The organism is Methylobacterium sp. UNCCL125 (genome assembly GCF_900116795.1).
In the GTDB taxonomy this organism is placed as follows: Bacteria; Pseudomonadota; Alphaproteobacteria; order Rhizobiales; family Beijerinckiaceae; genus Methylobacterium; species Methylobacterium fujisawaense.
On record NZ_FPBW01000019.1, the window covers coordinates 53,839 to 77,781 of the forward strand.

The window sequence follows — 23,943 nt, forward strand, 5'->3', positions numbered from 1 at the left end:
CTTCCTCGCGGCGTGCGGAGGGTCTATCCCGTCGCTCGGCCGGGCCTGTCCCGGTGCCGGAACCCCGCCGCCCCGATGACAGAGCCGAGCCGAGGATCAGCGCCGAGACCGGGCCGCCCATGAGCCAGGCGACCAAGTCCCAGGGCGTCTGGGGGAAGCTCGGCGGTGCCGGCATCGGCCTCGCGATCGGCGGTCCGCTCGGGGCCCTGATCGGAGGGGTCGCGGGCCATTTCCTGCTGGACCGGGTCGGCGCACCCTTCGGGCGGACGCCGCGCGACGTCGTGTTCACGACCGGACTCGTGGCGCTCGCCGCCAAGATGGCGAAATCCGACGGCGTCGTGCTGCCGTCTGAGGTCGAGGCCTTCGGCCGGGTGATTCAGGTGGAGCCGTCCGCGCGGGCGGGCGTGGAGCGCCTGTTCGATCTCGCCAAGAAGACCACGAACGGCTTCGAGGCCTACGCGCACCAGCTGGCGACCACCTTCGGCGACGAGCCGGCGCTGCTGGAGGACGTGCTCGACGGCCTGTTCCAGATCGCCGGCGCCGACGGGGCCCTCCACGAGGCCGAGGAGCGCTACCTGCGCGCGGTCTCGGGGATCTTCGGCTTCGATGAGGTGGCGTTCCGGCGCATCGCCGCCCGGCACGTGCGGCTCCCGGACGATCCCTACGGCGTCCTCGGGCTGGACCGGGAGGCGGACGATGCCGCCGTGAAGGCGCGCCACCGCGCGCTGGTCGCCGAGCATCACCCGGATCGGGCGCTCGCCCGCGGCCTGCCGACGGAGGCGGTGGCCATCGCCACGCGGCGCCTCGCCGCGATCAACGCAGCCTACGACCGGATCGCGCAGGAGCGCGGGCTGCGGTGAGCCTCATCCCCGATACGCCCCTCGCCCGCCGCGTCGCGCCCTCGCCGAACCACGGAGCCCGGCGCGCGGGGCCGCTCGACATGCTGGTCCTGCATTACACCGGCATGGACAGCGGGGCCGCCGCGCTGGCGCGGCTGCGCGACCCGCTGAGCGAGGTCTCGGCCCACTATCTCGTGTTCGAAGATGGCGCCATCGTCCAGATGGTGCCGGAGGCCCGCCGGGCCTGGCATGCCGGCGCTGGGGCCTGGAAGGGCGAGACCGATATCAATTCCCGCTCCATCGGGATCGAGATCGTCCATCCGGGCCATGCCGGCGGCCTGCCGTCCTACCCGGACGCGCAGATCGAAGCGGTGATCGCCCTGGCCCGGGACATCATCGGCCGCTGGCCGATCCCGCCGGAGCGGGTGCTCGGCCATTCCGACATCGCACCCGAACGCAAGGAGGATCCGGGCGAGACCTTCCCCTGGAGCCGGCTCGCGGCGGCGGGGGTGGGCCATTACGTGCCCCCGGCCCGCCTCCAGGACGGCCGGTTTTTCGCGCGGGGCGATGCCGGCCAGCCCGTCGAGGCGCTTCAGGCGATGGTCGCACTCTACGGCTATGACCAGCCGGTGACGGGCCTGTTCGACGCGCGCACCCAGGCGGTGATCACCGCGTTCCAGCGTCATTTCCGTCCGGCGCGGGTGGATGGCGTCGCCGACGCCTCCACCATCACCACCCTGCGCGACCTGATCGCGGCCCTGCCGGCGGCCTGAGGACCGCCGGTCCCGCCTCAGGCGCGGTGGGCCCGGGCCTCGTGCGGAGGGACGGAATCCGCATCCGCTTGATCCGGCGCGTCGGTCCGGGTCCGCCAGAGGCTGTAGGCGACGCCGGCCGCCAGCAGCGTCAGGGTGACCACCAGCGAGACCCACGGCGGAACCGTCACGAGCCCGAACGTGTCGGCCACCACGATCTTGGCGCCGATGAAGATCAGGATGAAGGCGAGCGCGGTCTTGAGATAGGCGAACCTGTCGACCATCGCGGCCAGGGCGAAGTAGAGGGCGCGCAGGCCCAGGATCGCGAAGATGTTGGAGGTGTAGACCACGAACGTGTCGGTGGTGATCGCGAAGATCGCCGGCACGCTGTCGACCGCGAAGATCACGTCGGCGCCGTTCACCAGCACCAGGGCGAGGGCAAGCGGCGTGAAGTACAGGGCGACCCTACCGGTCTTCGGATCGGTCTTGCGGACCGTGAAACGCTGGCCGTGCAGCTCCGGCGTCACCCGGAAGGTGGACTTGAACCAGCGCACGACGGCGCTGTTCTGGAAGTCGCCCTCCTCCTCGTCGCCCGAGACGAGGATCTTCAGGCCGGCATAGATCAGGAAGGCGGCGAACAGGGACAGAACCCAGTGCACCTCGTGCACCAGCGCGGCGCCCAGTCCGATCATCAGACCGCGCAGCAGCACCGCCGCCAGGATACCCCAGAGGAGGACCCGGTGCTGGGCAGCCCGGGGGACGCCGAGCGCCGTGAGGATCATGGCGATGACGAAGACGTTGTCCATCGACAGCGACTTCTCGACCACGAGTCCGGTGACGTATTCCTCGCCGGACTGAGGACCCAGATACCACCAGATCCAGCCGCCGAAGGCGAGGCCCAGCGCGAGGTAGAAGCCGGTGAGAGCCAAGCTCTCCCGGACGCCGATCTCGTGCTCCTTGTCGCGGTGGAGGAGTCCGAGGTCGAAGGCGAGCAGGCCGGCGATCAGGAGGTGGAACCCGAGCCACATCCACAATGGCTTGCCGAGCCATTCGATGGTGAGGACGTCCATCATGTGCGGGACCTGATGCTGATTCCGGAAGGAAAGCATCGGCTCCGACATCACGGGCGCTGGGAAGCGCCCGCCAGAGGGGCCCGCAGCCGATAAGGGCGAGGTAAGCGGTGATCGGGGCGAATCAAGGGCAGGGCTGGGGATGCGGGCCTGCATCCCCCGGATGGTTCCATCGGGAATGTGCCGGTGGGCGGCGCCTGGATCGGATGTGCGGCCCGGCCGGGCCGGCTCAGTCGGCTCGGCCGCTCTCGCGGTGCGTTCGGGACGGCGTGCACCCGTACTGGAGGGGTTGAGCGGACAAGCCGCGCAGATCGGCGAGGTCGTGACCCTGATCCAGGGGATCGCCGGACAGACCAATCTGCTGGCGCTCAACGCCCCCATCGAAAAGCCGCGCGTGCGGTGTGTTGACGGGGTGGACGAGGGATCCGTTTGCCGGGCGGCACGGTCCGGATCTGCGAGAGCGTCGTCGATCGCAGCGCCACGTGCCCCGAGACGGTCTTCGCTCCGCACCGGCCAAGCACACCGGCCGAGCGACGCCGCAGCCGAGGTTCCGAACCCTCAGCCCGGGTCGCCGGTAGCCGGTTCCCCGCCCATCCGCGGCGATGCGCGTTCGCGCAGGGGTCGCTCCTCCATCAGCGCCAGGAACGTGAAGGCGCCCAGCAGGCCGAGGCAGGCGGCCATGAAGACGAAACGGAAGGTCAGGGCGAGCTGCGCCGGGTCCGCGCCGCGGATCAGGCTCTCCACGTCGTGGCCTCCTGTCCCGCTCCCTGCCCCGCCTGCGACGCCGCCGAGTACGATCGTGCCGAAAGCCGCCACGATCAGCGCCCCGCCGAGCGACCGGAAGAAGTTCATCGCGGCGGTGGCGATCCCGAGCTGGTGCGGTTCCACCGCGTTCTGGATGGCGATGGTGGAGAGGGGCAGGATTGTCCCGATGCCCATGGAGAGCAGCGCGAACAGCACCTCCATGAGCCAGAAGGGCAGCGCCCGGCCTTCCCAGGCGATGGTGGCGCAGCAGGCGAGGCTGAGGCTCATCATCGCCAGGGGCACGCGCTTGTAGTGCCGGAAATGCAGCATCGATCGGCCCGACAGCGTCGCGCCCGTGACGGTGCCGATCATCAGCGGCACCAGCGCCACGCCGGACTCGCTCGCCGAGAGCCCGATCACCCCTTCGAGGAAGATCGGCACATAGATGGTGAGGCCGATGAAGGTGCCCATGGCGAAGCAGGCGGCCAGCGTCGCGCTGTAGACCACCCGGTCCTTGAGCACCTCCGTGGGGATCAGCGGCTCTGACGCCGTGGCGAGCCGCGCCGCGAAACCGCCGGCCAGTACGGCCGCCCCGGCGAGGAGGGCGAGGATCGTGGGCGAGCCCCAGGGATAGCGCACGCCGCCCCAGCTCAGGGCCAGCAGGAGGGTGACAGACCCCGCGACCATCAGGGCGGCCCCGGGCCAGTCCAGCCGGTGCTGGCGGTCGTGGCGCGGCAGGCGCTTCAGGTTGGCGTTGGTCAGCGCGAAGGCGAGGATGCCGATCGGCAGGTTGATCCAGAAGATCAGCGACCAGTGCAGGTGCTGGGCGAAGAGGCCCCCGAGCAGCGGCCCCGCCACCGAGGCGGCCACGAACACGCCCGCGATCACCACCTGATAGCGGGCGCGCTCCTTGGGCGACATGATGTCGGCCAGGATGGTCTGGGAAAGCGCGATCAGCCCGCCACCGCCGATCCCCTGGAGGCCCCGGGCCAGCGCCAGCGTCACCATCGTGGGGGCGAGCGCGCAGGCCAGCGACCCGAGCCCGAAGGTCGCGATGGCGATCAGCAGCATGATCCGCCGGCCGTGGATGTCGCTGAGCTTGCCATAGAGCGGGGTCACCGCCGTGGAGGCCAGCAGGTAGGCGGTGACGATCCAGGGGAGGTTGGCGGCGTCCCCGAGGTCGAGCCCGATGGTCGGCATGGCGGTCGCCACGATGGTCTGGTCGAGGGCCGCGAGCAGCATCGCGGTCATCAGGCCGTAGACGATCGCGCGGATCTCGCTCTGGTTGAGGCGATCTTGAGGGGCGCCGGTCTGCGCCTGTGTCTGCGCCGGGGTTCCGGTGACGGCAGCGGGGCTGGCCACGTGTCTGAGCCTCTGATCCGAGCCGTGCCGGCCGACCATCCGGTGCGAATGGGGACAGGGCGGCGAAAGGGGATGGCGGACGGCCCGCGGCCGCGGCTCGGGCCGCCGCTATCCGCGAGGCCCGGGACCAAGAAGAGCTTCCGCTCGGCCGTATCGATCCTTAGCGCAGCGCCGGAGGGCAGCCCATGCCGTCCGGCACCGATCCGGTCTTCGCCCTTGACAGGACTGGCGGCCTGTCGCTCTCCCGGCGGATGCCGGATGACAGGGATGCAATCGCCATCGTGGGCGGCGGGCCGGCCGGGCTCGCCGCCGCCGAGGTGCTGGGAGGCGCAGGCCGCGCGGTCGCGGTCTACGAGCGCATGCCCTCGGTCGCCCGCAAGCTGCTGATCGCCGGGCGCGGCGGCCTCAACATCACCCACAGCGAGGCGCGGGCGGACTTCCTCGCCCGCTACCATCCGCATGGCTGTCTCGATGCCGCCATCGCGGCCTTCCCGCCCGACGCGCTGCGGGCGTGGTGCGCGGAACTCGGCGAGCCGACCTTCGTCGGGTCGAGCGGGCGCGTCTTCCCGCGCAGCTTCAAGGCCTCGCCCCTGCTCCGGGCATGGCTGGCGCGGCTCGACCGCCTCGGGGTCCGGATCCACACCCGCCACCGGCTCACGGCCCTGGGCGGGACGCTGCATTTCGACACCCCGGACGGGCCGCGCGCGATCCGGCCCCGCGCCACCCTGCTGGCGCTCGGCGGTGCGAGCTGGCCGCGCCTCGGCTCGGACGGGCGCTGGGTGCCCCTCCTCGAAGGGCTCGGGGTGGCGGTGGCGCCCCTGCGTCCGGCCAATGCCGGCTTCGCGGTGGCGTGGTCCGACCTGTTCCGGGAGCGGTTCTCCGGAGCACCGCTGAAGCGGGTGGCGCTCGCCTGCGAAGGCACCGTGGTGCGGGGCGAGGCCGTGATCACGCAGACCGGCATCGAGGGCGGAGCGATCTACGCCCTCTCGCGCCTCTTACGCGAAGCGATCGCGGCCGGGGGCAGCGCGCGGCTCGTCGTGGATCTCCGCCCCGACCTCACCCGGGAAGCCCTCGCCCGCCGTCTGTCCGGCGCCCGGCCGGGCGACTCGGCCGCGACCCGGCTGCGCAAAGCCGCGGGCCTCGCGCCCGTTGCGGCGGGATTGCTGCGCGAGGCGACCGGCGCCGCCCTCCCGGCGGATCCCGGGGCGCTGGCCGGGTTGATCAAGGCCGCGCCCATCACCCTCACCGCCTCCGCGCCGATCGAGCGGGCGATCTCGACGGCGGGCGGCGTCCGGCTCGACGCCCTCGACGAACGGTCGATGCTGCGGGCCCATCCCGGCCTGTTCCTGGCCGGGGAGATGCTCGACTGGGAGGCGCCGACCGGCGGCTACCTGCTCCAGGGCGCCCTCGCGGGCGGAAGGGCGGCCGCCGCCGGTATGCTCGACTGGCTGCGCGAGACCGGCGGCTGACGCGCCCGCCTCACGGCCGCGTGCAGAACCCGACGATGCCGGACGCGTCCGCGGGGCAGCTGGCGCCCTCCCCGTCATAGACCGCCACGCCCCCCTTGAGGCAATGGGCCGTGACCAGCATCTCGCCGGTCCCGCAGGTGATCGTGCAGCCCCCCGGGCAATCGGATTTGCGCACGGGTCGCAAGCTGGCGGCTGTGGCCTCGCCCTTCGGGCCCGGGCCGCCCTGCGGTCCGACCGGACCCCGCGGGCCCGGAGGACCCTGCAGGCCCGCGGCCCCGGCATCGCCCTTCGGGCCCGGTGCGCCCTGCGGGCCGACCGCGCCCTGGGGGCCGGTCTCCCCTTTCGGACCGGTCTCGCCCTGAGGACCCGTATCGCCCTTGAGACCCTGCTCGCCCTTGGCTCCTTGGTCTCCCTTGGCCCCCTGATCGCCCTTGAGACCGGCCTCGCCCTTGGCCCCCGTCTCCCCGGGCGGTCCTGCGACACCCTGAGGGCCGGGCGGTCCGGGCGGACCCTCCGGCGCGCAGTTCGCCACAACCGCCTCCCGCTCGTCCGGCTCCGCCTTCAGCGTCACCACGCAGGTCGAAGGCCGGTAGGGCAGCCGGAAGGTGAACCGTCCGCGCCGGTCGGCCTGGATCGAGATGTCGTCGTCCAGCACCACGATCGCCCCGGGCTTGCGCACCGAGCCCGAGATCCGGAGGTCGCCGGCCTCGATGCGCGCGTCGTAGACCATGATCGGCTGGCTCGGGGTCTGCGCGTGCCGGACTCGCGGGCGGGCCGGGCGCGATCGCCCTGCGGCGGCCGCGGCCGGATCCGGACCTGCGCCACCCGGCGGATCCGCCTGCTGGCCGAGCGCCGCCCCCGACAGGGCGAGCAGGATCGTCAGAGTGAGGGCTGAGCGCATGCGCGGTCCGGTTCGGCCGCGTCACGCACGCGGCGGCCCGACATTGGTCTCGCCCTGCGAGGGAGGTCAACCGGGGCGGCGGAACCGGCGGTGGCGGTCGATTCCACAGGCGTCCACAGCCATCCACAGGCCAAGCCGCTGCTTCCGTGCGCGATTCCGAGACGCCGCGGAAACCGTTTGTGTGCGTTCCTGTTATGTTCCTATCGTCCGGCATGACCGGAGCCGACGGAGATGGGGCTGGACCCTGCGGACGAGACCGAGGGGGCGATCGCGCGGGGCGATCCCCGGGCCCGGCTCGCGGCCCTGCGGATGCGCCTCGCGCCGCCGGCCGGCGAGCGGGACCTGCCGCCGGTCCTGCCGCCGGTCCTGCCGCTGGGCGTACCGGAGCTCGACGGGCATCTGCCGGGCGGCGGCCTCGTCCTCGGGCCGCCCCACGAGATCGCGCCGGCCGAGCCCGTGGACGGTGTCGCGGCCCTCGGCTTCGCCCTGGCGCTCTGCGCCCGCCACCTTGCTGGCCGGCCTGGTCCGGCGCTGATCGCCGCCGCGCCGGGGCAGCCCCTGCCCTACGGCCATGGCCTCGCGGGACTCGGCCTCGATCCCGCCCGGCTGCTGCTGCTGGAGGCCGGCAGCGATGCGGAGGTGTTCCGCGCGCTGGAGGCGGCCCTGCACGCCCGGGCGCTCACGGCCCTCGTCGGCCTCGTCCGGGACGGCCTGCCGCTGAAGCCGGGCCGGCGCCTGCAGCTCGCCGCGGAAGGGTCTGCTCCGCCGCTGCTGCTGATCCTGCGGCCGGCGCCTGCCGGCCTGCCCAACGGGGCCGCCACCCGCTGGCGGATCGCCGCGGCGCCCGCGGCGCGGGACCGGTTCGGCACCCTCGACAGGCCGCGCTGGCGGGCGCGGCTCGAACGCTGTCGCAACGGGCGGGGCGGCGACTGGCTTCTGGAGTGGGACCATGCCGCGCATCGTCTGCATCTGCCTGAGCCACTGGCCGGTGACGCGGCTGCGGCGGGCCGGTCTCGCGCCTGAGCGCGGCCCCCTCGCGGTGGCCGCCGAGGGCCCCGGCGGCCTGCGGCTCGTGGCCCTCGACCCGGAGGCCCGCGCCCTGGGCCTCCAGCCCGGCGAGCCCCTGGGCCGGGTCCGGGCGCGGATCGGCGTGCCGCTCCAGGTCTATCCCGCCGACCCGACCGCCGACCGGGACGCTCTGCTGCGGCTCTGCCGCTGGGCGGGCGGCTACGCGCCCCTCGTGGCGCCGTTCGGGCCGGCCGAGGCGGGGGACGGGCTCTACATCGACGTCGCCGGGGCCAGTCACCTGCGCGGCGGCGAGGCGAGTATCGTCGATGATCTGGCAGACCGTCTCGCGCGGGGACATATCCCCGCCCGGATCGCCCTTGCCGACACACCCGGGGCCGCCTTCGCGCTGGCCAGCCACGGCGGGGTCGACCGGATCGTCGTGCCGCCGGGCGGGGCGGCCGAGGCTCTGCGGGGTCTGCCCGTGGAGGCCCTGCGGCTGGATCCCGGCACGGTCTCGGGGCTGAAGCGGCTCGGCCTGCGCCGGATGGGCGAACTCGATGCCCTCCCCCGGGGACCCCTCGCCCGTCGCTTCGGCGAGGCGTTGCTGTTGCGCCTCGATCAGGCCCTGGCACGCCGTCCCGAGCCGCTGGCGCCCCTGTCGGAGGCCGCCGAATACGCCGCCGCCCGCGGCTTCCTCGACCCGATCGGGCGGCAGTCGGACATCGTCCGGACCGCCCGGGACCTGATGGCCGAGATCGCCCCCCGCCTGGAGCGGGACGGGCTCGGTGCCTGTACCCTGCGCCTCGCCCTGCACCGGGTCGACGGCGCGGTGCGGGCCCTCGACCTCGGCCTGTCGCGCCCCGAGCGTCACCCCGAGCGGGTCGCGGCCCTGGTTTCTCTGCGCCTCGACCGGTTGGGCTCCGCCCTCGAGGCCGGGTTCGGCTTCGAGACCGTGGCGCTCGCCGTGACGGTGACCGGGGCCATGCCGGCCCGCCAGACCGATCTCGGGGCGGACGCCTCCGGCGATGGGGTCGCCGTCCTGGCCGATGCCCTGGCGCAGCGCCTCGGGCGGGGGTTGCTGCGCCTGGAGCCACGGGCGAGTCACCTGCCGGAACGGGCTGATCGGAGCGGTCCCTGGGTTGCCGGAGAGGGGCACGGATCGTCAGCCGACAAGGACATCGGCCGGACGCGCGCGCATCGCCCTCTCCCCTCTGCGGAGGAGGATGCCCCCCGAAAGGGGACGGGTCGGCACGAAGTCCCGCACGAGGGGAGCGAGGGTGCAGGGTCCGGCCGTGGCCTTCATGAAGCGCGCGATCCCTCCGGAAGCGGCTTTCCCTTCTCCCGGCCCCTTCTGAAGCAGGAGCCAACCTCCCCCGCAGAGGGGGGCGTGAAGGCGCGGGCCTTTCCCATCTCCGTCCCCTGCTCAATCCCCTGGCCCGATCACCTCCCGCCCCGCCCCCTGGTGCTGTTCCCCCGGGGCGAAGCCGCGTGCGACGTGCTCTCTGCCGTCCCGGAGGGGCCGCCCCGGCGCTTCCGCTGGCGCGCGCAGGTTCACCGCGTCGCCCATGCCGAGGGGCCGGAGCGGATTTCCGCCGAATGGTGGTGCGCGCCCGGCGCGGAGCGCGACTATTACCGCATCGAATGCGAGGCCGGTCACCGGCTCTGGCTCTACCGCGACGGGCCGCACGCCCCCGGGCAGCCGGCCGCGTGGTACGTCCACGGGCTGTTCGCGTGAGCCGCCCCGAGATCCCTTTCGCCGAACTCGCCGTCACCACGAACTTCTCGTTCCTGCACGGCGCCGCGCACCCGCAGGACTACGTCGTGCAGGCGGCGGCCTACGGCCTCTCGGCGATCGGCATCGCCGACCGCAACACCGTGGCCGGCGTGGTCCGGGCGCATGCGGCGGCGCGGGCGCTCGAAGCGGAGGGCACGAAGATCCGGATCCTGCCCGGCGTCCGCCTCGTCACCGAGGAGGGGTTCGAGGCCGTCACCTACCCGATGGACCGGGCGGCCTGGGGGCGCCTCTGCCGGCTGCTCACCCTGGGCAACCGGCGCGTCCGCAAGGGGGAATGCCGCTTCGCCTTCGCCGAGATGCTGGAGGCCGCGGAGGGGCAGATGTTCATCGCCATGCCGCCGGCCCGGCGCCTGCCGGAGGGCTTCCGGTCGCGTCTGGAGGCGCTCGCCGCCGCGGCCCCGGGCCGGACCTTCCTCGGGGCGAGCCATACGCGCCGGGGCGACGAGCGGCGCCGCCTCGGTCTGCTCGCCGAGCTGGGCGCGGCCGCCCGCGCGCCGATGGTCGCGGTCTCGGACGCGCTTTACCACCATCCCGAGCGGCGCCCGCTCCAGGACGTGGTGACGTGCATCCGCGCGGGCTGCCGGATCGGCGAGGCGGGCTACCGGCTGGAGGCCAATGCCGAGCGCCACCTGAAGCCCCCCGCCGAGATGGCGCGGCTGTTCGCCGACCACCCGGAGGCGGTGGCCCGCACCGTCGAGATCGCCGAGGCCTGCGGCTTCTGCCTGTCCCAGCTGCGCTACGAATATCCCGACGAGCCGGTGCCCCCCGGTCGCACGCCGCAGGAATACCTGGAGGAGAAGACCTTCGAGCGGGCGCACTGGCGCTACGGCGGCGATATTCCCTCCGCCGTAGCGGCGACGCTCCGCGAGGAGCTGCGGCTCATCGCCAAGATGGACTATGCCCGTTACTTCCTGACCCTGTTCGACGTGGTCGAGTTCGCCCGCGGCAAGGGGATCCTCTGCCAGGGCCGCGGCTCGGCGGCCAATTCCGCCGTGTGCTTCTGCCTGGGCATCACCGCGGTGGACCCGTCCAAGCACCGGCTGCTCTTCGCCCGCTTCATCTCGGAGAACCGGGGCGAGCCCCCCGACATCGACGTCGATTTCGAGCACGAGCGCCGCGAGGAGGTGATCCAGCACCTCTACGCCCGCTACGGCCGGGAGCGGGCCGCCCTCTGCGCCACGGTGATCCACTACCGTCCGCGCATGGCGATCCGCGAGGTCGGCAAGGTCCTCGGGCTCACCGAGGACGTGACCGCGGCGATCGCCGACACGGTCTGGGGCTCCTGGGGCACCGGGATGCCGGACCAGCATGTGCGCGAGGCCGGCCTCGATCCCGGGAACCCGGCGATCCGGCAGGCGCTGGACCTCGCCCATCAGCTGATCGGCTTCCCCCGCCACCTGTCCCAGCATGTCGGCGGCTTCGTGCTGACCCGCGGGCGCCTCGACGAGACCGTGCCGGTGGGCAACGGCGCCATGGCGGACCGCACCTTCATCGAGTGGGACAAGGACGACATCGACGCGATCGGCCTGATGAAGGTCGACGTGCTGGCGCTCGGCATGCTGACCTGCCTCAAGCGCGGCCTCGCGTTTCTGGAGAAGGACCACAATACCTTCTACGAGACGCTGGCCGACCTGCCCCAGGAGGATCCCGCCACCTACGCGATGCTGGCGAAGGCCGATTCCGTCGGCGTGTTCCAGGTCGAGAGCCGGGCGCAGATGTCGATGCTGCCGCGCCTGAAGCCCAAGGAATTCTACGACCTCGTCGTGCAGGTGGCGATCGTGCGCCCCGGTCCGATCCAGGGCGACATGGTCCATCCCTACCTGCGGCGCCGCTCCGGGGTCGACCCGGTGGAGTACCCCGCCCCGCACCCGGACCACGGGCCGGCGGACGAACTGAAGGAGGTCCTGCAGAAGACCTACGGCGTGCCGCTGTTCCAGGAGCATGCCATGCAGATCGCCATCACGGCGGCGGGCTTCACCCCGGCCGAGGCCGACGGGCTGCGCCGGGCGATGGCGACCTTCCGCCATGTCGGCTCGATCGGCGGCTTCGCGGACAAGTTCGTCGGCGGCATGACCCGGCGGGGCTACCCGCAGGACTTCGCCGAGCGCTGCTTCGCGCAGATCCGCGGCTTCTCCACCTACGGATTCCCGGAGAGCCACGCGGCGAGCTTCGCGCTCCTCGTCTACGCCTCGGCCTGGATGAAGTGCCGGCACCCCGACGTCTTCCTGGCCGCGATCCTCAACGCCCAGCCCATGGGCTTCTACCAGCCGGCCCAGCTCGTGCGCGACGCCCGCGCCCACGGGGTCGAGGTGCGGGGCGTCTGCGTCAACGCCAGCGACTGGGACTGCACCCTGGAGCCGGCCGGAAATCCCGCGCTGCACGCCGTGCGGATCGGCCTGCGGGTGGTGCGCGGCCTGCCCGAGGCCGCCATGCGCCGGCTCGTGCGGCTGCGGGCCAACGGTTATGCCAGCATCGAGGGCCTGCAGGCCGCCCTCGCCCTGCCCCGCAACACCCTGGAGCGGCTGGCCGAAGCGGACGCGTTCCGCTCGCTGGGCCTCGACCGGCGCGCCGCCCTCTGGATGGTCCGCACCCTGGAGGGGACCTCGGCGCGCAAGGCCGCCAAGGCCGACCCGAGCGCGCGCCGGGCCCATCTCCTCGACGCGCCCCTGCCGCTCTTCGCCTGGCACGCCGATGACGGCCTGTTCCGGCACGAGCCGGCCGTGGACCTGCCGTCCCTGGCCCCGTCCGAGGCGGTGGCCGAGGATTATGCCGCCACCGGCCTGTCGCTGCAGGGGCACCCGGTCGCCTTCTTCCGGGGGCGGCTCGCCCGGATCGGCGCGATCCCGGCCCGGGCGCATCTCGATCCCGCCCTGCCCCAGGGGGCGCGGGTCACGGTGGCGGGCCTCGTGCTGATCCGCCAGCGGCCCGGCACCGCCAAGGGCGTGGTGTTCCTGACCCTGGAGGACGAGACCGGTATCGCCAACGTGATCGTCTGGAAGACGGTGTTCGAGGCCAACCGCCGGATCGCCATGCAGGCCCGGTTCCTCGCCGTGCGCGGCCGGATCCAGCGGGCGGACGGGGTGGTCCATCTCGTGGCTGAGGGGTTTCGCGATCTCACCGCGTCCCTGCGCGACCTGCGCGAGGCCGGGATGAAGCTGCCCCCCGAGAACACGGATTTCGGCGTGCCCCCGGATCGGCGCGTGTATCGCAGCCGGGATTTCCACTGAGGAACGCCCCTCGACAGGCCCCGCGCCGCGCGTAGAGTGCGGCCATGTCGAGCTTCGCCGTTCCGCGCCTCCTCCTCGCCGCCTGCCTCGCCGCCTGTGCGGCCCTCCCCCTCTGGGCGGAGGCCGCCCGGGCCGACAGCTGCGACGACCTCACCCGCCAGATCGCCGGCGCCATCGGCGGCAAGGTCGGCAAGCGGGCGGGCCCCAGCATCGACATCCGCATGGCCGGCCCGATCAAGTTCGACGTGACCTGCCGGGCCGAGCCGATCGTGCAGGCGACCTCGGCCGAGCCCGCCCCCTCGGCGACCTTCTTCCGCGACCTGTCGGTGGCCTCCGAGATCCTGGTCGGCGAGCCGGCCGCGACCGTCGAGCCGATCATCGCCAGCGCCTACCGGACCGCGCTGTCGGAGCGGCGCAAGTCGTTCATCCAGCAGAACGGCTGGTCGGCCTCCTGCTACACCGACCCGGGCAGCACCGCGATGCGGACCCTGTGCTCGGTGGGGCGCATCCCGCCGGGGTGATGCGATATCGACCCCGGCAGGATGCGCGCGAAGGGGCCGATCAGTACTCGATCACGCCGTCCAGCGCGTAGTGCTTCACGGTCTTCCGGTTGGCGATCAGCTCGTCCACCGTCGGCTCGCCCTTGAGGGCGCGGGCGATGGCGAGCTTCGTCGCCTCGTAGTTGGTCCGGTAGAGGTCCTTCTGGTCGAGGTTGTCGTCCTCGGCGCAGCGCTGATCGAGCCAGATCATGATGATCATGCACAGCTCGTCGAGCCCGTCCTTGGGCAGGATGCCCTCGATGATGCAGTCCACGATCGCGTCGCCGGTGGCGGCCTGGACCACGCCGCCGAGGAGCTCGGCATACTCGGCCGTGTGGATCGTGACCTTGGTGGTCATCATCGTGGCGGGGCGCACGAGCTGGTTGAGGTCGCGGACCACGAACATCCGCGTGTGGCCCTGGACCTGCCCCATCATCGACGCGAAGGCCTGGCCGACCGGACCGCGCACCGAGCCGATCAGCACCTCCGGCATGGCGTCGGTGTACTGGCCCTCGGCCGCCAGCACCGTGGCCTCGCCCGTGCGGAACCAGATCTCTTGCATGTTCGAACTCCACCTGATCGGAGCCCGCGGGAGACATCATCGGAGGCCCCGCGTCAATCGCGTCAGAGCAGGCCCACCCCGTCCAGGACGCCGACCATCGCGAACGCGATCGTGATCCCCGACACCGCGTAGACCACCCCCTTGTAGACGCCCGCCACGCGCTGCCCCTCGGGCAGGGCCCGGGTGGCGAGGAGGATCAGCAGGCCGAGCGCGAGCGGCAGGAGCAGCGCGTTCATCACCTCCACGGCGATGTTGAGCGCCACGAGATCCGGCACGAGCTGCACGGCGACCGCGCCGGTCGCGACCGCGAGCGCGAAGGCGCCGTAGAAGGCCGGAGCCTCCCGGGGCGACTGCTCCAGGGAGTGCGGCCGGCCGGTCACGTCGCCAAACCCCCAGGCCAGCGCCAGGGCCACGACGTTGAGCGCCACGAAGGCCGCCGCGATGATGCCCACCCCGAACACCACCTGCCCGAGCCACGGCCCCAGGGCCGGCGTGAAGGCGCCCGCGAGATCGCCGACGGTCTCCAGCCCCTTCGCGCTGCCCTGCCCGGCCTTGCCGATCGTGGCGGCGGCGGCGACGAGGATCGCGCCCATCACGCATTGCGAGACCACCGCACCCACGAGTGTGTCGAGCCGCGAGCGCCGCGCGTGCTCCCAGCCCAGGCCCTTATCGACGATCGCCGACTGCTGGTAGAAGATCATCCACGGCATGATCACCGCGCCGATATTGGCCGCGATCAGCACCCGGAACTGGCCGTCGCCCAGCGGCATGTGCCCGAAGGAGGCGACGATCTCGGGCAGGTTCGGCCGCGCCGCGACGGCGAGCCCGACGAAGACCAGCTCGAACAGGCCGACCACGATCGCCACGACCTCGACGCGCCGGTAGCTCCCGGTGAAGACGAGCCCCAGGAGCAGGCAGGCCGGCAGGCCGAGGCTCACGAGCCGCGGCACCCCGAACAGGTCCCCGATGCCGGCGATGCCGGAGAATTCCGTGACGATGGCGCCGATGCCGGCGACCACGAGGCCGCCGTACGAGATCCAGGCCCAGGCCGGCCCGTAGCGCTCCCGGATCAGCGCGCCGTGGCCGCGTCCGGTGGCGGTCCCGAGCCGCACCGTCAGCTCCTGGACGACGTACAGGATCGGCACCAGCAGGATCTGGAGGAGCAGGAGCGAATAGCCCCAGCGCGCCCCGCTCTGGGCCGCCGTGATGAGGCTTCCGACATCCGTATCGGCCAGCATCACCACGAGTCCCGGGCCTGCGGCCTTGAGGTAAGCGGACAGGCGAGGCAGGGAAGCGCTGGGCACGGCTCGGGAACAGTCCCGCGCACGGCCGGTTCCGGCGGGCGCCTGCGGCGTTTTCCCGGGGCAGGCGGGAGGGACATGTGATGGCGGAGAGCACGGATCGGGGCTCCGGCTGGAGCCTGCAGGCGACCGCCGTGCCCGACGGGGTGCGCCTGGAACTCGCCCTGGCCGACCTCGGCGGCGCGCCGGTCACCGCCGCGATCGTTCTCGACCGGGCGGAAGCCCGGGCCTTCGCACGCGCCCTGCTCGCCGCCGCCGGCGACGCGGCGGAACGGACCTTCCCGAAGCCGGGCGCCTGACGGCGCGCCGCCGGTCGGTCAGCGGGCGAGACCGGGATTGCGGCCGGGCAGGCGGGGGACCACGGTGCCACGCTTCTCGATCGGCGTGTCGCAGGCGTAGGCGAACTCGGTCTTCAGCGGATCGAACACGGTCTCGCCGGTGATCCGGCAATCCTCGCGCACGGTCTCGTCGAGATAGGCCCGGGCGGCGGTGCGGAAGCGCTTCACCCGGGTGGCGTCCGGCTCCGGATCGATCCGGGCCTCGCTCAGGTTGCAGCCGGTATATTCGCGCAGGGCGTTCGAGACGATCAGCATCCGGCGCATCTGCCGGTTGTCGTAGACCTCGTAGGGCTCCTTGCAGCCGATCGTCACCACCTGGGGGGTGAGCGCCACGTAGTTCCGCGAGATGTAGGAGAACCCGGTGGTGCAGCCGGCGAGGCCGAGGGCGGCGAGGCCGAGGGGCAGCAGAGCTGCGGGTCGTCGCATCCTCGTCATCCCAAGAGGGTCCCAGCCCGCGGCCCGGATCCGCCGCCTTCCCGGCGGGGCGCCGCGGTGCATTGAAACGGCTCCGCTTGCGCCGTCAATGCGTTTCTCGACCTTGCTCCCGCGAGCGCGGAGCGACGCGCCAAGCGTAGCGGTGCCGCCCTTGCGGAACACTTGCGGAACGTTTAACCTGTTCGTGATTTGTTTCAGAGACCGTCACGGGGCGGTCTGCCAAGCCGCGAGTCCCCCTTCGATGCTCACGCGCAAGCAGCTGGACCTCCTGCGTTTCATCCAGAGCCGGATGCAGGAATGCGGCGTCCCGCCGTCCTTCGACGAGATGAAGGACGCCCTCGACCTCAAGTCGAAATCCGGCATCCACCGGCTGATCACGGCCCTGGAGGAGCGCGGCTTCCTCCGGCGCCTGCCGAATCGGGCGCGCGCCATCGAGGTGATCCGCATCCCCGAGAGCCTGAGCCAGACGGCCCCATCTTCGGCCCCATCTTCGGCCCCGGCCGAGCCGCGCCGTTTCACCCCGAGCGTGGTCGAGGGCGGCAAGTCCAAGCATCCGCCGGCCCCGGCCAGCACACGGATGATCGACGACGCCGGTCGTGCCATTTCGATCCCGGTGATGGGCCGGATCGCCGCCGGTACGCCGGTCTCGGCGATCCAGAACCAGAGCCATGCCATCACCCTGTCGCCGGACTTCGTGGCCGGCGGCGAGCACTACGCCCTGGAGGTGCGCGGCGACTCGATGGTCGAGGCCGGCATCCTCGACGGCGACCTCGTGGTGATCCGCAAGCAGGACACGGCCAATACCGGCGACATCATCGTGGCGCTGATCGACGACGAGGAGGCGACGCTCAAGCGTCTGCGCCGCCGCGGCTCCTCGATCGCCCTGGAGGCCGCCAACCCGGCCTACGAGACGCGTGTCCTCGGGCCCGACCGGGTCCGGATCCAGGGCCGCCTCGTCAGCCTCGTCCGCCGCTACTGAAGCGGCTCGGCCGGCGCGTCGCCGGGGGCGAGGTCCCCGCCCGACGCATCGGTTTCCGGAGGCGTTGTCGCCCCGTCGTCAGAGGCGCGGGCCTCCGCGGAGGGCGCGGTGACCGGTTGTGGCGGCACCGACCCGTGTCCCGAGCGTGGTCGCCAGGGCACGGCGCGGCCATCGGCCCGGGCGTGATGGGCGACGAAGCTCTCGCCTTCGGACCTGAGGGCGACGGCGCCCTGGGCGGACAGGACGCGCCGGTCGATCACCAGGGGGCTGGTGCAGGTCGGAGGGGCCACGAGGCCCGTGATCAGCACCGCGGCGCGGGCGCAATCCTCCGGGAAGGCCCGCCGGTCCCGGACCAGGGCGACCGCCCGTCCGTCCGGCAGGCGCGCGGTGCATCCGAGCCGGTCACAGCGGCCGCCGCCCGATCGGACGATCAGTCCCCCGGCTCCCCGTCCGTCGCCGTCCGCCTTCAGCCATTGTTCGAGGACGAAGCCGGACGGACTGCCGAGGGCCGCAAGCCGTCCGTCCGGCCCCCGCACCGCGGCTCCCGCGCCCTGCCGATCGACATAGAGGTCGTAGCGGTCGGGTCGGGCCGCGACGACGAGTCCAAGCAGGATCGGCGGCACGGCGAGCCAGCGCAGGCGGGAGGCCGGTAACGTCGCGAGCAGCAGGCCCGCGGTCAGCAGGAACAGCGCCGCGGTGCCGAAGGCCGGCACGACCACGATGGCCCGCTCGAACCCGGCGATCCACTGGGAGACGGCGAGCATGCCCCCCACCGCCTGACCCATCAGCCACCAGATCGGGCGGTCGAGGGCGAAGGGATAGGCGAGGATCCCGATCACCGCGGAGGGCATCACCACGAGGGAGACGAGCGGCAGGGTCAGGGCGTTGCCGACGAGGCCGAAGGGCTGGATCGTCTGGAAATGGTAGGTGGCGAAGGGTGCGGTCGCGACCTGCGCCACCAGGGTCGTGGCCAGGGTCCCGGTGACCGCCGAGAGGCCGGTGCCGACGAGCCGACCGAGCCGGCCCGCCCCGGGGCGCACGAACAGCCGCCCGTCGATCAGCCGCGCGCAGGCGATCAGCCCGGCCACGGCGCCGAAGGACATCTGGAAGCTCGGGCCGAGCAGGCCCTCCGGCTCCCGGGCCAGGGCGATCAGCGCCGCGAGGGCGAGGTTGCGCATGGACAGGGCGGGCCGGTCCACCAGGATCGCGCCCAGCATGATCAGGGTCATGATCAGCGAGCGCTCGGCGGCGATGTCCCAGCCCGAAAAGGCGCAGTAGGCGGTGACGCCGACCATGGCGAAGCCGGCCGCGATCTTCTTGATCGGCCAGAGGAGCGCGCAATGGGGGACCAGCGCGAGGAGCGCCCGCACCAGCCAGAACACCACGCCGGCGGCCAGCACCATGTGGAGGCCCGAGATCGACACAACGTGGTAGATCCCGGCGGCGCGCAGCGCATCGTTGGTCGCCGGGCCGATGAGGCCGCGCTTGCCGGTCACCAGGGCCGCCGCCACCGCGCCCGCCTGGCCGCCGGCGGCCTCCGCGATCCGGCGGGTGAGCCCGTTCCGGGCCGCGTCGAGCGTGGCGGCGAGCCGCAGGCGGAGGGGCGGCGGCTCGGTCGGCGCCCGGATCGTGACCGCCCCGACCAGGGAGCCCACCGCGCCGATCCCCTGGAAGTAGGCGTCTCGGGCAAAATCGTAGCCTCCGGGCCGGGCCGCCTCCGGGGGAGGCAACAACCGGGCGGTGGCGGCGACGACGTCCCCGGGAAGCGGGGTCGGCGTCTTGCGGAAGGACACCCGCACCCGGGCGGGCCGCGCCTCCGGCGCGAGGCCGGCGAAGCTCTCCACCCGGATCAGCAGCCGGGCGCCGACCTCGCGCTCGTCCAGGGCCTCGACCGTTCCGATGAGGGGGCCGATGGTGGTGCGGTTGAGGACCGGGGCGGCGACCTCCGAGACCCGCCAGGCCGCCGCCGCGAAGCCGAGGAACGCGGCCGCCACCGCGAGCACCGCCGCCAGCGCCGCAGGGCGCGCGCCGAGGAGCGGGATCGGCGCCAGGGCAAGGGCGGCGGCGACAAGGGGCGCGGCCAGGCTCGGCGCGCCGTCGGTCGCCGCGAAATAGACCAGGATCCCCCCGCCGAAGGCCACCGCCAGCCAGGGGAACAGCCGGCGCTGCTCGGCGTCCCGGGCGAGGCCTTCGGCCACCCAGTGGCGGATGACCGGGAGGGCGGGCGCGCGGGGGCCGGCCAGCGCCACCGCGCCGCCCGCCAGCCTCGCGCCGATCCGCCGCATCGCCGCCGCCCCGTTCCGCGCGACCTGTCTCGGGGCCGGGCGATTCTGCGGGCGATTCTTAACGCATCCTCCGGCTCGTGCTACAGCCGGTGCTTCGTGCTACGGGCGCCCTGTCGAGCCCCTCGCCGCTCCGCCGCCCCTTCGCCGTCCGTCGCGCTCCGTCCGCGACCAGCCCCGGAACATACCGGACCGATGTCCTCAGCCGTCGTCACGCGCTTCGCCCCCTCGCCCACCGGCTACCTGCATATCGGCGGGGCCCGCACGGCGTTGTTCAACTGGCTCTACGCCCGCCACACCGGCGGCAAGATGCTGCTGCGCATCGAGGATACCGACCGGGAGCGCTCCACCAAGGGCGCGATCGACGCGATCCTCGACGGCCTGTCCTGGCTCGGCCTCGACTGGGACGGGGACGTGGTGTTCCAGTTCGCCCGGGCCGAGCGCCACCGGGCCGTGGCCGAGGAGCTGCTGGCGGCCGGCCGTGCCTACCATTGCTATGCCACCGCCGAGGAGCTGACCTCGATGCGGGAGACCGCCCGGGCCGAGGGCCGTGCCCCCCGCTACGACGGCCGCTGGCGCGACCGCGACCCGTCCGAGGCCCCCGCGGGGGTCAAGCCGGTGATCCGCCTGCGCGCGCCGACCGAGGGCGAGACCGTCGTCGAGGACGCCGTCCAGGGCCGCGTGACCTGGGCCAACAAGGACCTCGACGACCTCGTCCTGCTGCGTTCGGACGGGACGCCGACCTACATGCTGGCCGTGGTGGTCGACGACCACGACATGGGCGTCACGCAGATCATCCGCGGCGACGACCACCTCACCAACGCGGCGCGCCAGAGCCAGATCTTTTCCGCCTTGGGCTGGGACATTCCCCGGATGGCCCATATCCCGCTGATCCACGGGGCGGACGGAGCCAAGCTCTCGAAGCGCCACGGGGCGCTCGGCGTCGAGGCCTATCGCGATCTCGGCTACCTGCCGGCGGCCCTGCGCAACTACCTCGTGCGGCTCGGCTGGAGCCACGGCGACCAGGAGGTCTTCTCCACCGAGGAGATGGTCGCGGCCTTCGACCTCGGCGCGGTGGGGCGCTCCGCGGCGCGGTTCGACTTCGCCAAGCTCGCCAACCTCAACGGCCTCTACATCCGCACCAGCACCGATGCCGATCTCGTCGCGGCGATCGAGACGATCCTGCCCAATGTCGGTCCCGGACGCGGCCTGTCGGCGCCGCTGCAGCCCGACCTCAAGGACAAGCTCACCCAGGCCATGCCGGGCCTGAAGGAGCGGGCCAAGACGCTGATCGAGCTCCTCGACAGCGCCTATTACCTCTACGCCCAGCGGCCGCTGGCGCTGGACGACAAGGCCCGCGCCCTCCTCTCCGACGAGGGCCGCGCCCGCCTCGCCGGGGTGCGGCCGGTGCTCGAGGCGCTGCCGGACTGGAATGCGGCCTCGACCGAGGGGGCTGTCCGCCAGTACGCGGAGGACGCCGGCTGCAAGCTCGGACAGGTGGCCCAGCCCCTGCGCGCGGCGCTGACCGGCCGCACCACCTCCCCGCCCCTGTTCGACGTGATGGCGGTGCTCGGCCGGGAGGAAACCCTCGCCCGCCTGGGCGATCAGGTGCCGCAGGTCTGAAGCCACCGGGCGTAGCCGGGGAACTGCCGGCCCCGGCTCGAATTGCGCTTGGTGGAATTTGCTTGGCGTCGGGGTCGGGTTGTCACCGACCCCGTTGCTGCTGCAGTGCCGTTTGGGTAACCCATGCCTGTGAGCACCCGCAGCATAATGCGTGTGCTCAGGCCCCCGGGACCGACTCGGGCAGCCCGAGCCCGGCATCCGCCACGTCGCCAGAGAAGGGTCCACGATCCATGAGCGCACCCAGCACCATCACCGTGGACGGCAAGTCGATCGAGCTGCCGGTGAAATCCGGCACGATCGGGCCGGACGTGATCGATATCGGCAAACTCTACGCCCAGACCGGCGCCTTCACCTTCGACCCGGGCTTCACCTCGACGGCGTCCTGCGAATCGAAGATCACCTATATCGACGGCGACGAGGGCGTACTGCTCTATCGCGGCTACCCGATCGAGCAGCTCGCCGAGAAGGGCGACTTCCTCGAGACCTGCTACCTGATGCTGTTCGGCGCCCTGCCGACCGCCGCCCAGCGGGCCGATTTCGAGTATCGGGTCACGCGCCACACCATGGTGCACGACCAGATGAACCGGTTCTTCACCGGCTTCCGCCGCGACGCGCACCCGATGGCCGTGATGGTCGCCTCGGTGGGCGCCCTCTCGGCCTTCTACCACGACTCGACCGACATCACGGACGAGAGCCAGCGGCTGATCGCGTCGATCCGCATGATCGCCAAGATGCCGACGCTCGCCGCGATGGCCTACAAGTACTCGATCGGCCAGCCGTTCGTGTACCCGAAGAACGACCTCGACTATACCTCGAACTTCCTGCGCATGTGCTACGCGGTGCCGTGCGAGGAGTACGAGGTGAACCCGGTCTTCGCCCGGGCGCTCGACAAGATCTTCATCCTGCACGCCGACCACGAGCAGAACGCTTCGACCTCGACGGTGCGGCTCGCCGGCTCCTCGGGCGCCAACCCCTTCGCCTGCATCGCGGCCGGCATCGCCTGCCTGTGGGGCCCGGCCCATGGCGGCGCCAACGAGGCGGCGCTCAAGATGCTGATGGAGATCGGCACCCCGGAGAACGTCGGCAAGTACGTCGCCAAGGCCAAGGACAAGAACGACCCGTTCCGCCTGATGGGCTTCGGCCACCGGGTCTACAAGAACTACGACCCGCGCGCCCGGATCATGCAGAGCACCACCCATCAGGTGCTGAAGGAGCTCGGCAAGACCGACGATCCGCTGCTCCACGTCGCCATGGAGTTGGAGCAGATCGCCCTCAAGGACGAGTACTTCATCGAGAAGAAGCTCTACCCGAACATCGATTTCTATTCGGGCATCACCCTCAAGGCGATGGGCTTCCCGACCGACATGTTCACGGTGCTGTTCGCCGTGGCCCGCACGGTCGGCTGGATCGCCCAGTGGGCCGAGATGATCGAGGATCCGTCGCAGAAGATCGGCCGTCCCCGCCAGCTCTACGTCGGTCCGACCCAGCGCGACTACGTGCCGGTCGACCAGCGCGGCTGAGGCAGGACCACCTGTCCTGTGACGCGAGAGACGGGGCGGCCGAGAGGCCGCCCTTCGTGTTTGCGGGGGCGATCGAACGTCGCCTGCCCGTCCGGCCGCCCTACGACTGGGCGGCGATCCGCGCGTTCCTCGCCAAGCGGGCGATCCCGGGCGTCGAGGCGGCCGATCCCGCGGCGGCCTACGCCCGCACGATCAGCATCGCGGGGCGGCACGGGCTCCTGACGGTGGCGCCCGGCGCGGATTGCCTGCACGTCGCGCTGCGCGGTGTCGAGGCCGGGCACGCCGAGGCGGTCGCGGGGCGCCTGCGCCGCCTCTTCGACTGCGACGCCGATCCCGGCGCCATCGCGGCCTGCCTTGTCGGCGATCCGGTCCTGGCCCCGCTCGTCGCCGCGCGGCCGGGGTTGCGCCTCCCCGGGGCCTGGGACCCGTTCGAGACCGGCTGCCGAGCGATCCTCGGTCAGCAGGTCTCTGTGGCGGCCGCGATCGGGCTCGCAGGCAAGCTGGTGGCGGCGTTCGGGACGCCCCTCGCGGAGCCGATGGGCGGGCTGACCCACGTCTTTCCCACGCCGGCGGATCTGGCCGAGGCGGATATCGCCCTGGCGCTCAACATGCCGCGGGCCCGCGGCGCGGCGATCCGAGCGCTGGCCGCGGCGGCTTTGGCCGATCCGGACCTGTTCGCCCCGGCGGAGTCTCTGGAGGCCGCGGTGCTCCGCTTCACGGCGATCCGCGGGATCGGTCCCTGGACGGCGCAGTACATCGCCATGCGGGCGCTCAAGCTGCCCGACGCCCTGCCGGTGGGCGATGTCGGCCTGCTGCGGGCGCTGGAGAGCCGCACTGGGCGTCCAAGCCCGGCGGCGCTCCTGGCCCGGGCCGAGGCGTGGCGCCCGTTCCGGGCCTACGCGGCGCAGCACCTCTGGGCGGCGGACGAGGCGGCTGTGAAGGCGCGGTGATAGGGGTGCTAACCCGTCGCTTCGGCGCCGCCGTCCTTGCGAGCGGAGCGAAGCAATCCAGTCGGCACCACGCTAAAGTATGCCGCTGGCCCTGAGTCACTTCGCTGTGCTCGCGATGACGGAGGGGCTGGTCGACCCGGTGCCCCCATGGTCGTTGTGGGGCCATGGATGGCGCCCTACAGGGGGCGGGTGGCACGCACCACGGACCCTTTGCCCGTGACGACAGCCCAGCTCTTTCTTCTGGCGG

The 23,943-nt window shown here is 72.5% G+C and carries 19 protein-coding genes and 1 pseudogene; 13 read left to right on the forward strand and 7 right to left on the reverse strand.

Annotated elements, in window-relative coordinates:
• Nucleotides 1-119 precede the first annotated feature (119 nt).
• Together BM396_RS19665 and BM396_RS19670 are read left to right on the forward strand one after the other, a co-directional pair.
• On the forward strand, nucleotides 120-860 hold the full coding sequence (locus tag BM396_RS19665; RefSeq protein WP_043381957.1) for a TerB family tellurite resistance protein: 741 nt from the start codon (nucleotides 120-122) through the stop codon (nucleotides 858-860).
• The gene (locus BM396_RS19670) at nucleotides 857-1,612 is read left to right on the forward strand and encodes an N-acetylmuramoyl-L-alanine amidase (protein ID WP_043381954.1); all 756 of its coding nucleotides are present in this window, start codon (nucleotides 857-859) and stop codon (nucleotides 1,610-1,612) included. Before BM396_RS19665 ends, BM396_RS19670 begins: the two co-directional genes overlap by 4 nt.
• A gap of 17 nt (nucleotides 1,613-1,629) precedes the next feature.
• Here BM396_RS19670 and BM396_RS19675 read toward each other — a convergent pair whose 3' ends face one another.
• Nucleotides 1,630-2,664, reverse strand: coding sequence for a TerC family protein (locus tag BM396_RS19675; RefSeq protein WP_043382054.1), 1,035 nt, complete (start codon nucleotides 2,662-2,664; stop codon nucleotides 1,630-1,632).
• A gap of 268 nt (nucleotides 2,665-2,932) precedes the next feature.
• Here BM396_RS19675 and BM396_RS33695 point away from each other — a divergent pair.
• Nucleotides 2,933-3,046: pseudogene (locus tag BM396_RS33695) on the forward strand (methyl-accepting chemotaxis protein); the annotation flags it as partial.
• Between the two features lie 173 nt (nucleotides 3,047-3,219).
• On the opposite strand, the gene BM396_RS19680 reads toward BM396_RS33695, so the two are convergent.
• The gene (locus BM396_RS19680; protein ID WP_043381951.1) at nucleotides 3,220-4,767 is read right to left on the reverse strand and encodes an MDR family MFS transporter; all 1,548 of its coding nucleotides are present in this window, start codon (nucleotides 4,765-4,767) and stop codon (nucleotides 3,220-3,222) included.
• 251 nt (nucleotides 4,768-5,018) lie between these two features.
• Between BM396_RS19680 and BM396_RS19685 the strand changes: the two genes are divergently transcribed.
• Nucleotides 5,019-6,236 (forward strand): TIGR03862 family flavoprotein, encoded by a 1,218-nt coding sequence (locus tag BM396_RS19685; protein WP_043382052.1) that lies wholly within the window; start codon nucleotides 5,019-5,021, stop codon nucleotides 6,234-6,236.
• A 10-nt stretch (nucleotides 6,237-6,246) separates the two neighbouring features.
• Here BM396_RS19685 and BM396_RS19690 read toward each other — a convergent pair whose 3' ends face one another.
• Complete coding sequence (locus BM396_RS19690) at nucleotides 6,247-7,137, reverse strand: collagen-like domain-containing protein (protein ID WP_043357140.1); 891 nt, start codon at nucleotides 7,135-7,137, stop codon at nucleotides 6,247-6,249.
• Nucleotides 7,138-7,368: 231 nt separating this feature from the next.
• Here BM396_RS19690 and BM396_RS19695 point away from each other — a divergent pair, with 231 nt between their 5' ends.
• From BM396_RS19695 to BM396_RS19710, 4 genes are read left to right on the forward strand one after another with little or no spacing between them, the layout of a single operon-like run.
• Nucleotides 7,369-8,160 (forward strand): ImuA family protein, encoded by a 792-nt coding sequence (locus BM396_RS19695; protein WP_051976036.1) that lies wholly within the window; start codon nucleotides 7,369-7,371, stop codon nucleotides 8,158-8,160.
• Nucleotides 8,087-9,880 carry a Y-family DNA polymerase gene (locus tag BM396_RS19700; RefSeq protein ID WP_043381948.1) on the forward strand — a complete coding sequence of 598 codons (1,794 nt, stop codon included), beginning with the start codon at nucleotides 8,087-8,089 and terminating at the stop codon, nucleotides 9,878-9,880. The genes BM396_RS19695 and BM396_RS19700 overlap by 74 nt, the downstream gene beginning before the upstream one ends.
• Nucleotides 9,877-13,167, forward strand: coding sequence for an error-prone DNA polymerase (locus tag BM396_RS19705; RefSeq protein ID WP_043381944.1), 3,291 nt, complete (start codon nucleotides 9,877-9,879; stop codon nucleotides 13,165-13,167). The genes BM396_RS19700 and BM396_RS19705 overlap by 4 nt, the downstream gene beginning before the upstream one ends.
• A gap of 44 nt (nucleotides 13,168-13,211) precedes the next feature.
• Nucleotides 13,212-13,688, forward strand: coding sequence for a hypothetical protein (locus tag BM396_RS19710; RefSeq protein WP_043381941.1), 477 nt, complete (start codon nucleotides 13,212-13,214; stop codon nucleotides 13,686-13,688).
• A 40-nt stretch (nucleotides 13,689-13,728) separates the two neighbouring features.
• Here the strand turns inward: BM396_RS19710 and fae are convergent, their stop codons facing one another.
• Nucleotides 13,729-14,268, reverse strand: coding sequence for a formaldehyde-activating enzyme (gene fae / locus BM396_RS19715; RefSeq protein ID WP_020092273.1), 540 nt, complete (start codon nucleotides 14,266-14,268; stop codon nucleotides 13,729-13,731).
• A gap of 62 nt (nucleotides 14,269-14,330) precedes the next feature.
• Nucleotides 14,331-15,572, reverse strand: coding sequence for an NRAMP family divalent metal transporter (locus BM396_RS19720; protein ID WP_043381939.1), 1,242 nt, complete (start codon nucleotides 15,570-15,572; stop codon nucleotides 14,331-14,333).
• A gap of 80 nt (nucleotides 15,573-15,652) precedes the next feature.
• On the opposite strand from BM396_RS19720, the gene BM396_RS19725 reads away from it, so the two are divergent.
• A complete protein-coding gene (locus BM396_RS19725) occupies nucleotides 15,653-15,868 on the forward strand; it encodes a hypothetical protein (RefSeq protein ID WP_043349581.1) in 216 nt (71 codons plus the stop codon).
• Nucleotides 15,869-15,886: 18 nt separating this feature from the next.
• Here BM396_RS19725 and BM396_RS19730 read toward each other — a convergent pair whose 3' ends face one another.
• Nucleotides 15,887-16,333 (reverse strand): hypothetical protein, encoded by a 447-nt coding sequence (locus tag BM396_RS19730; RefSeq protein WP_043349584.1) that lies wholly within the window; start codon nucleotides 16,331-16,333, stop codon nucleotides 15,887-15,889.
• Nucleotides 16,334-16,583: 250 nt separating this feature from the next.
• Here BM396_RS19730 and lexA point away from each other — a divergent pair, with 250 nt between their 5' ends.
• Nucleotides 16,584-17,321: a transcriptional repressor LexA gene (lexA, locus tag BM396_RS19735; RefSeq protein WP_043381936.1), complete on the forward strand. Its 738-nt coding sequence runs from the start codon at nucleotides 16,584-16,586 to the stop codon at nucleotides 17,319-17,321.
• Here lexA and BM396_RS19740 read toward each other — a convergent pair.
• Complete coding sequence (locus BM396_RS19740; protein WP_075380171.1) at nucleotides 17,315-19,606, reverse strand: ComEC/Rec2 family competence protein; 2,292 nt, start codon at nucleotides 19,604-19,606, stop codon at nucleotides 17,315-17,317. The two genes, lexA and BM396_RS19740, sit on opposite strands and share 7 nt — an antisense overlap.
• A gap of 192 nt (nucleotides 19,607-19,798) precedes the next feature.
• Between BM396_RS19740 and gltX the strand changes: the two genes are divergently transcribed.
• The 3 genes from gltX (at nucleotide 19,799) to BM396_RS19755 (ending at nucleotide 23,696) form a co-directional block, all read left to right on the forward strand.
• Nucleotides 19,799-21,226, forward strand: a complete 1,428-nt coding sequence (gene gltX / locus BM396_RS19745) for a glutamate--tRNA ligase (protein WP_043381930.1) — start codon at nucleotides 19,799-19,801, stop codon at nucleotides 21,224-21,226.
• 230 nt (nucleotides 21,227-21,456) lie between these two features.
• Entirely contained in the window at nucleotides 21,457-22,746 is a 1,290-nt protein-coding gene (gene gltA / locus BM396_RS19750) for a citrate synthase (protein WP_012319002.1), read from the forward strand.
• A gap of 56 nt (nucleotides 22,747-22,802) precedes the next feature.
• On the forward strand, nucleotides 22,803-23,696 hold the full coding sequence (locus BM396_RS19755) for a DNA-3-methyladenine glycosylase family protein (protein WP_043381928.1): 894 nt from the start codon (nucleotides 22,803-22,805) through the stop codon (nucleotides 23,694-23,696).
• Nucleotides 23,697-23,943: the final 247 nt, after the last annotated feature.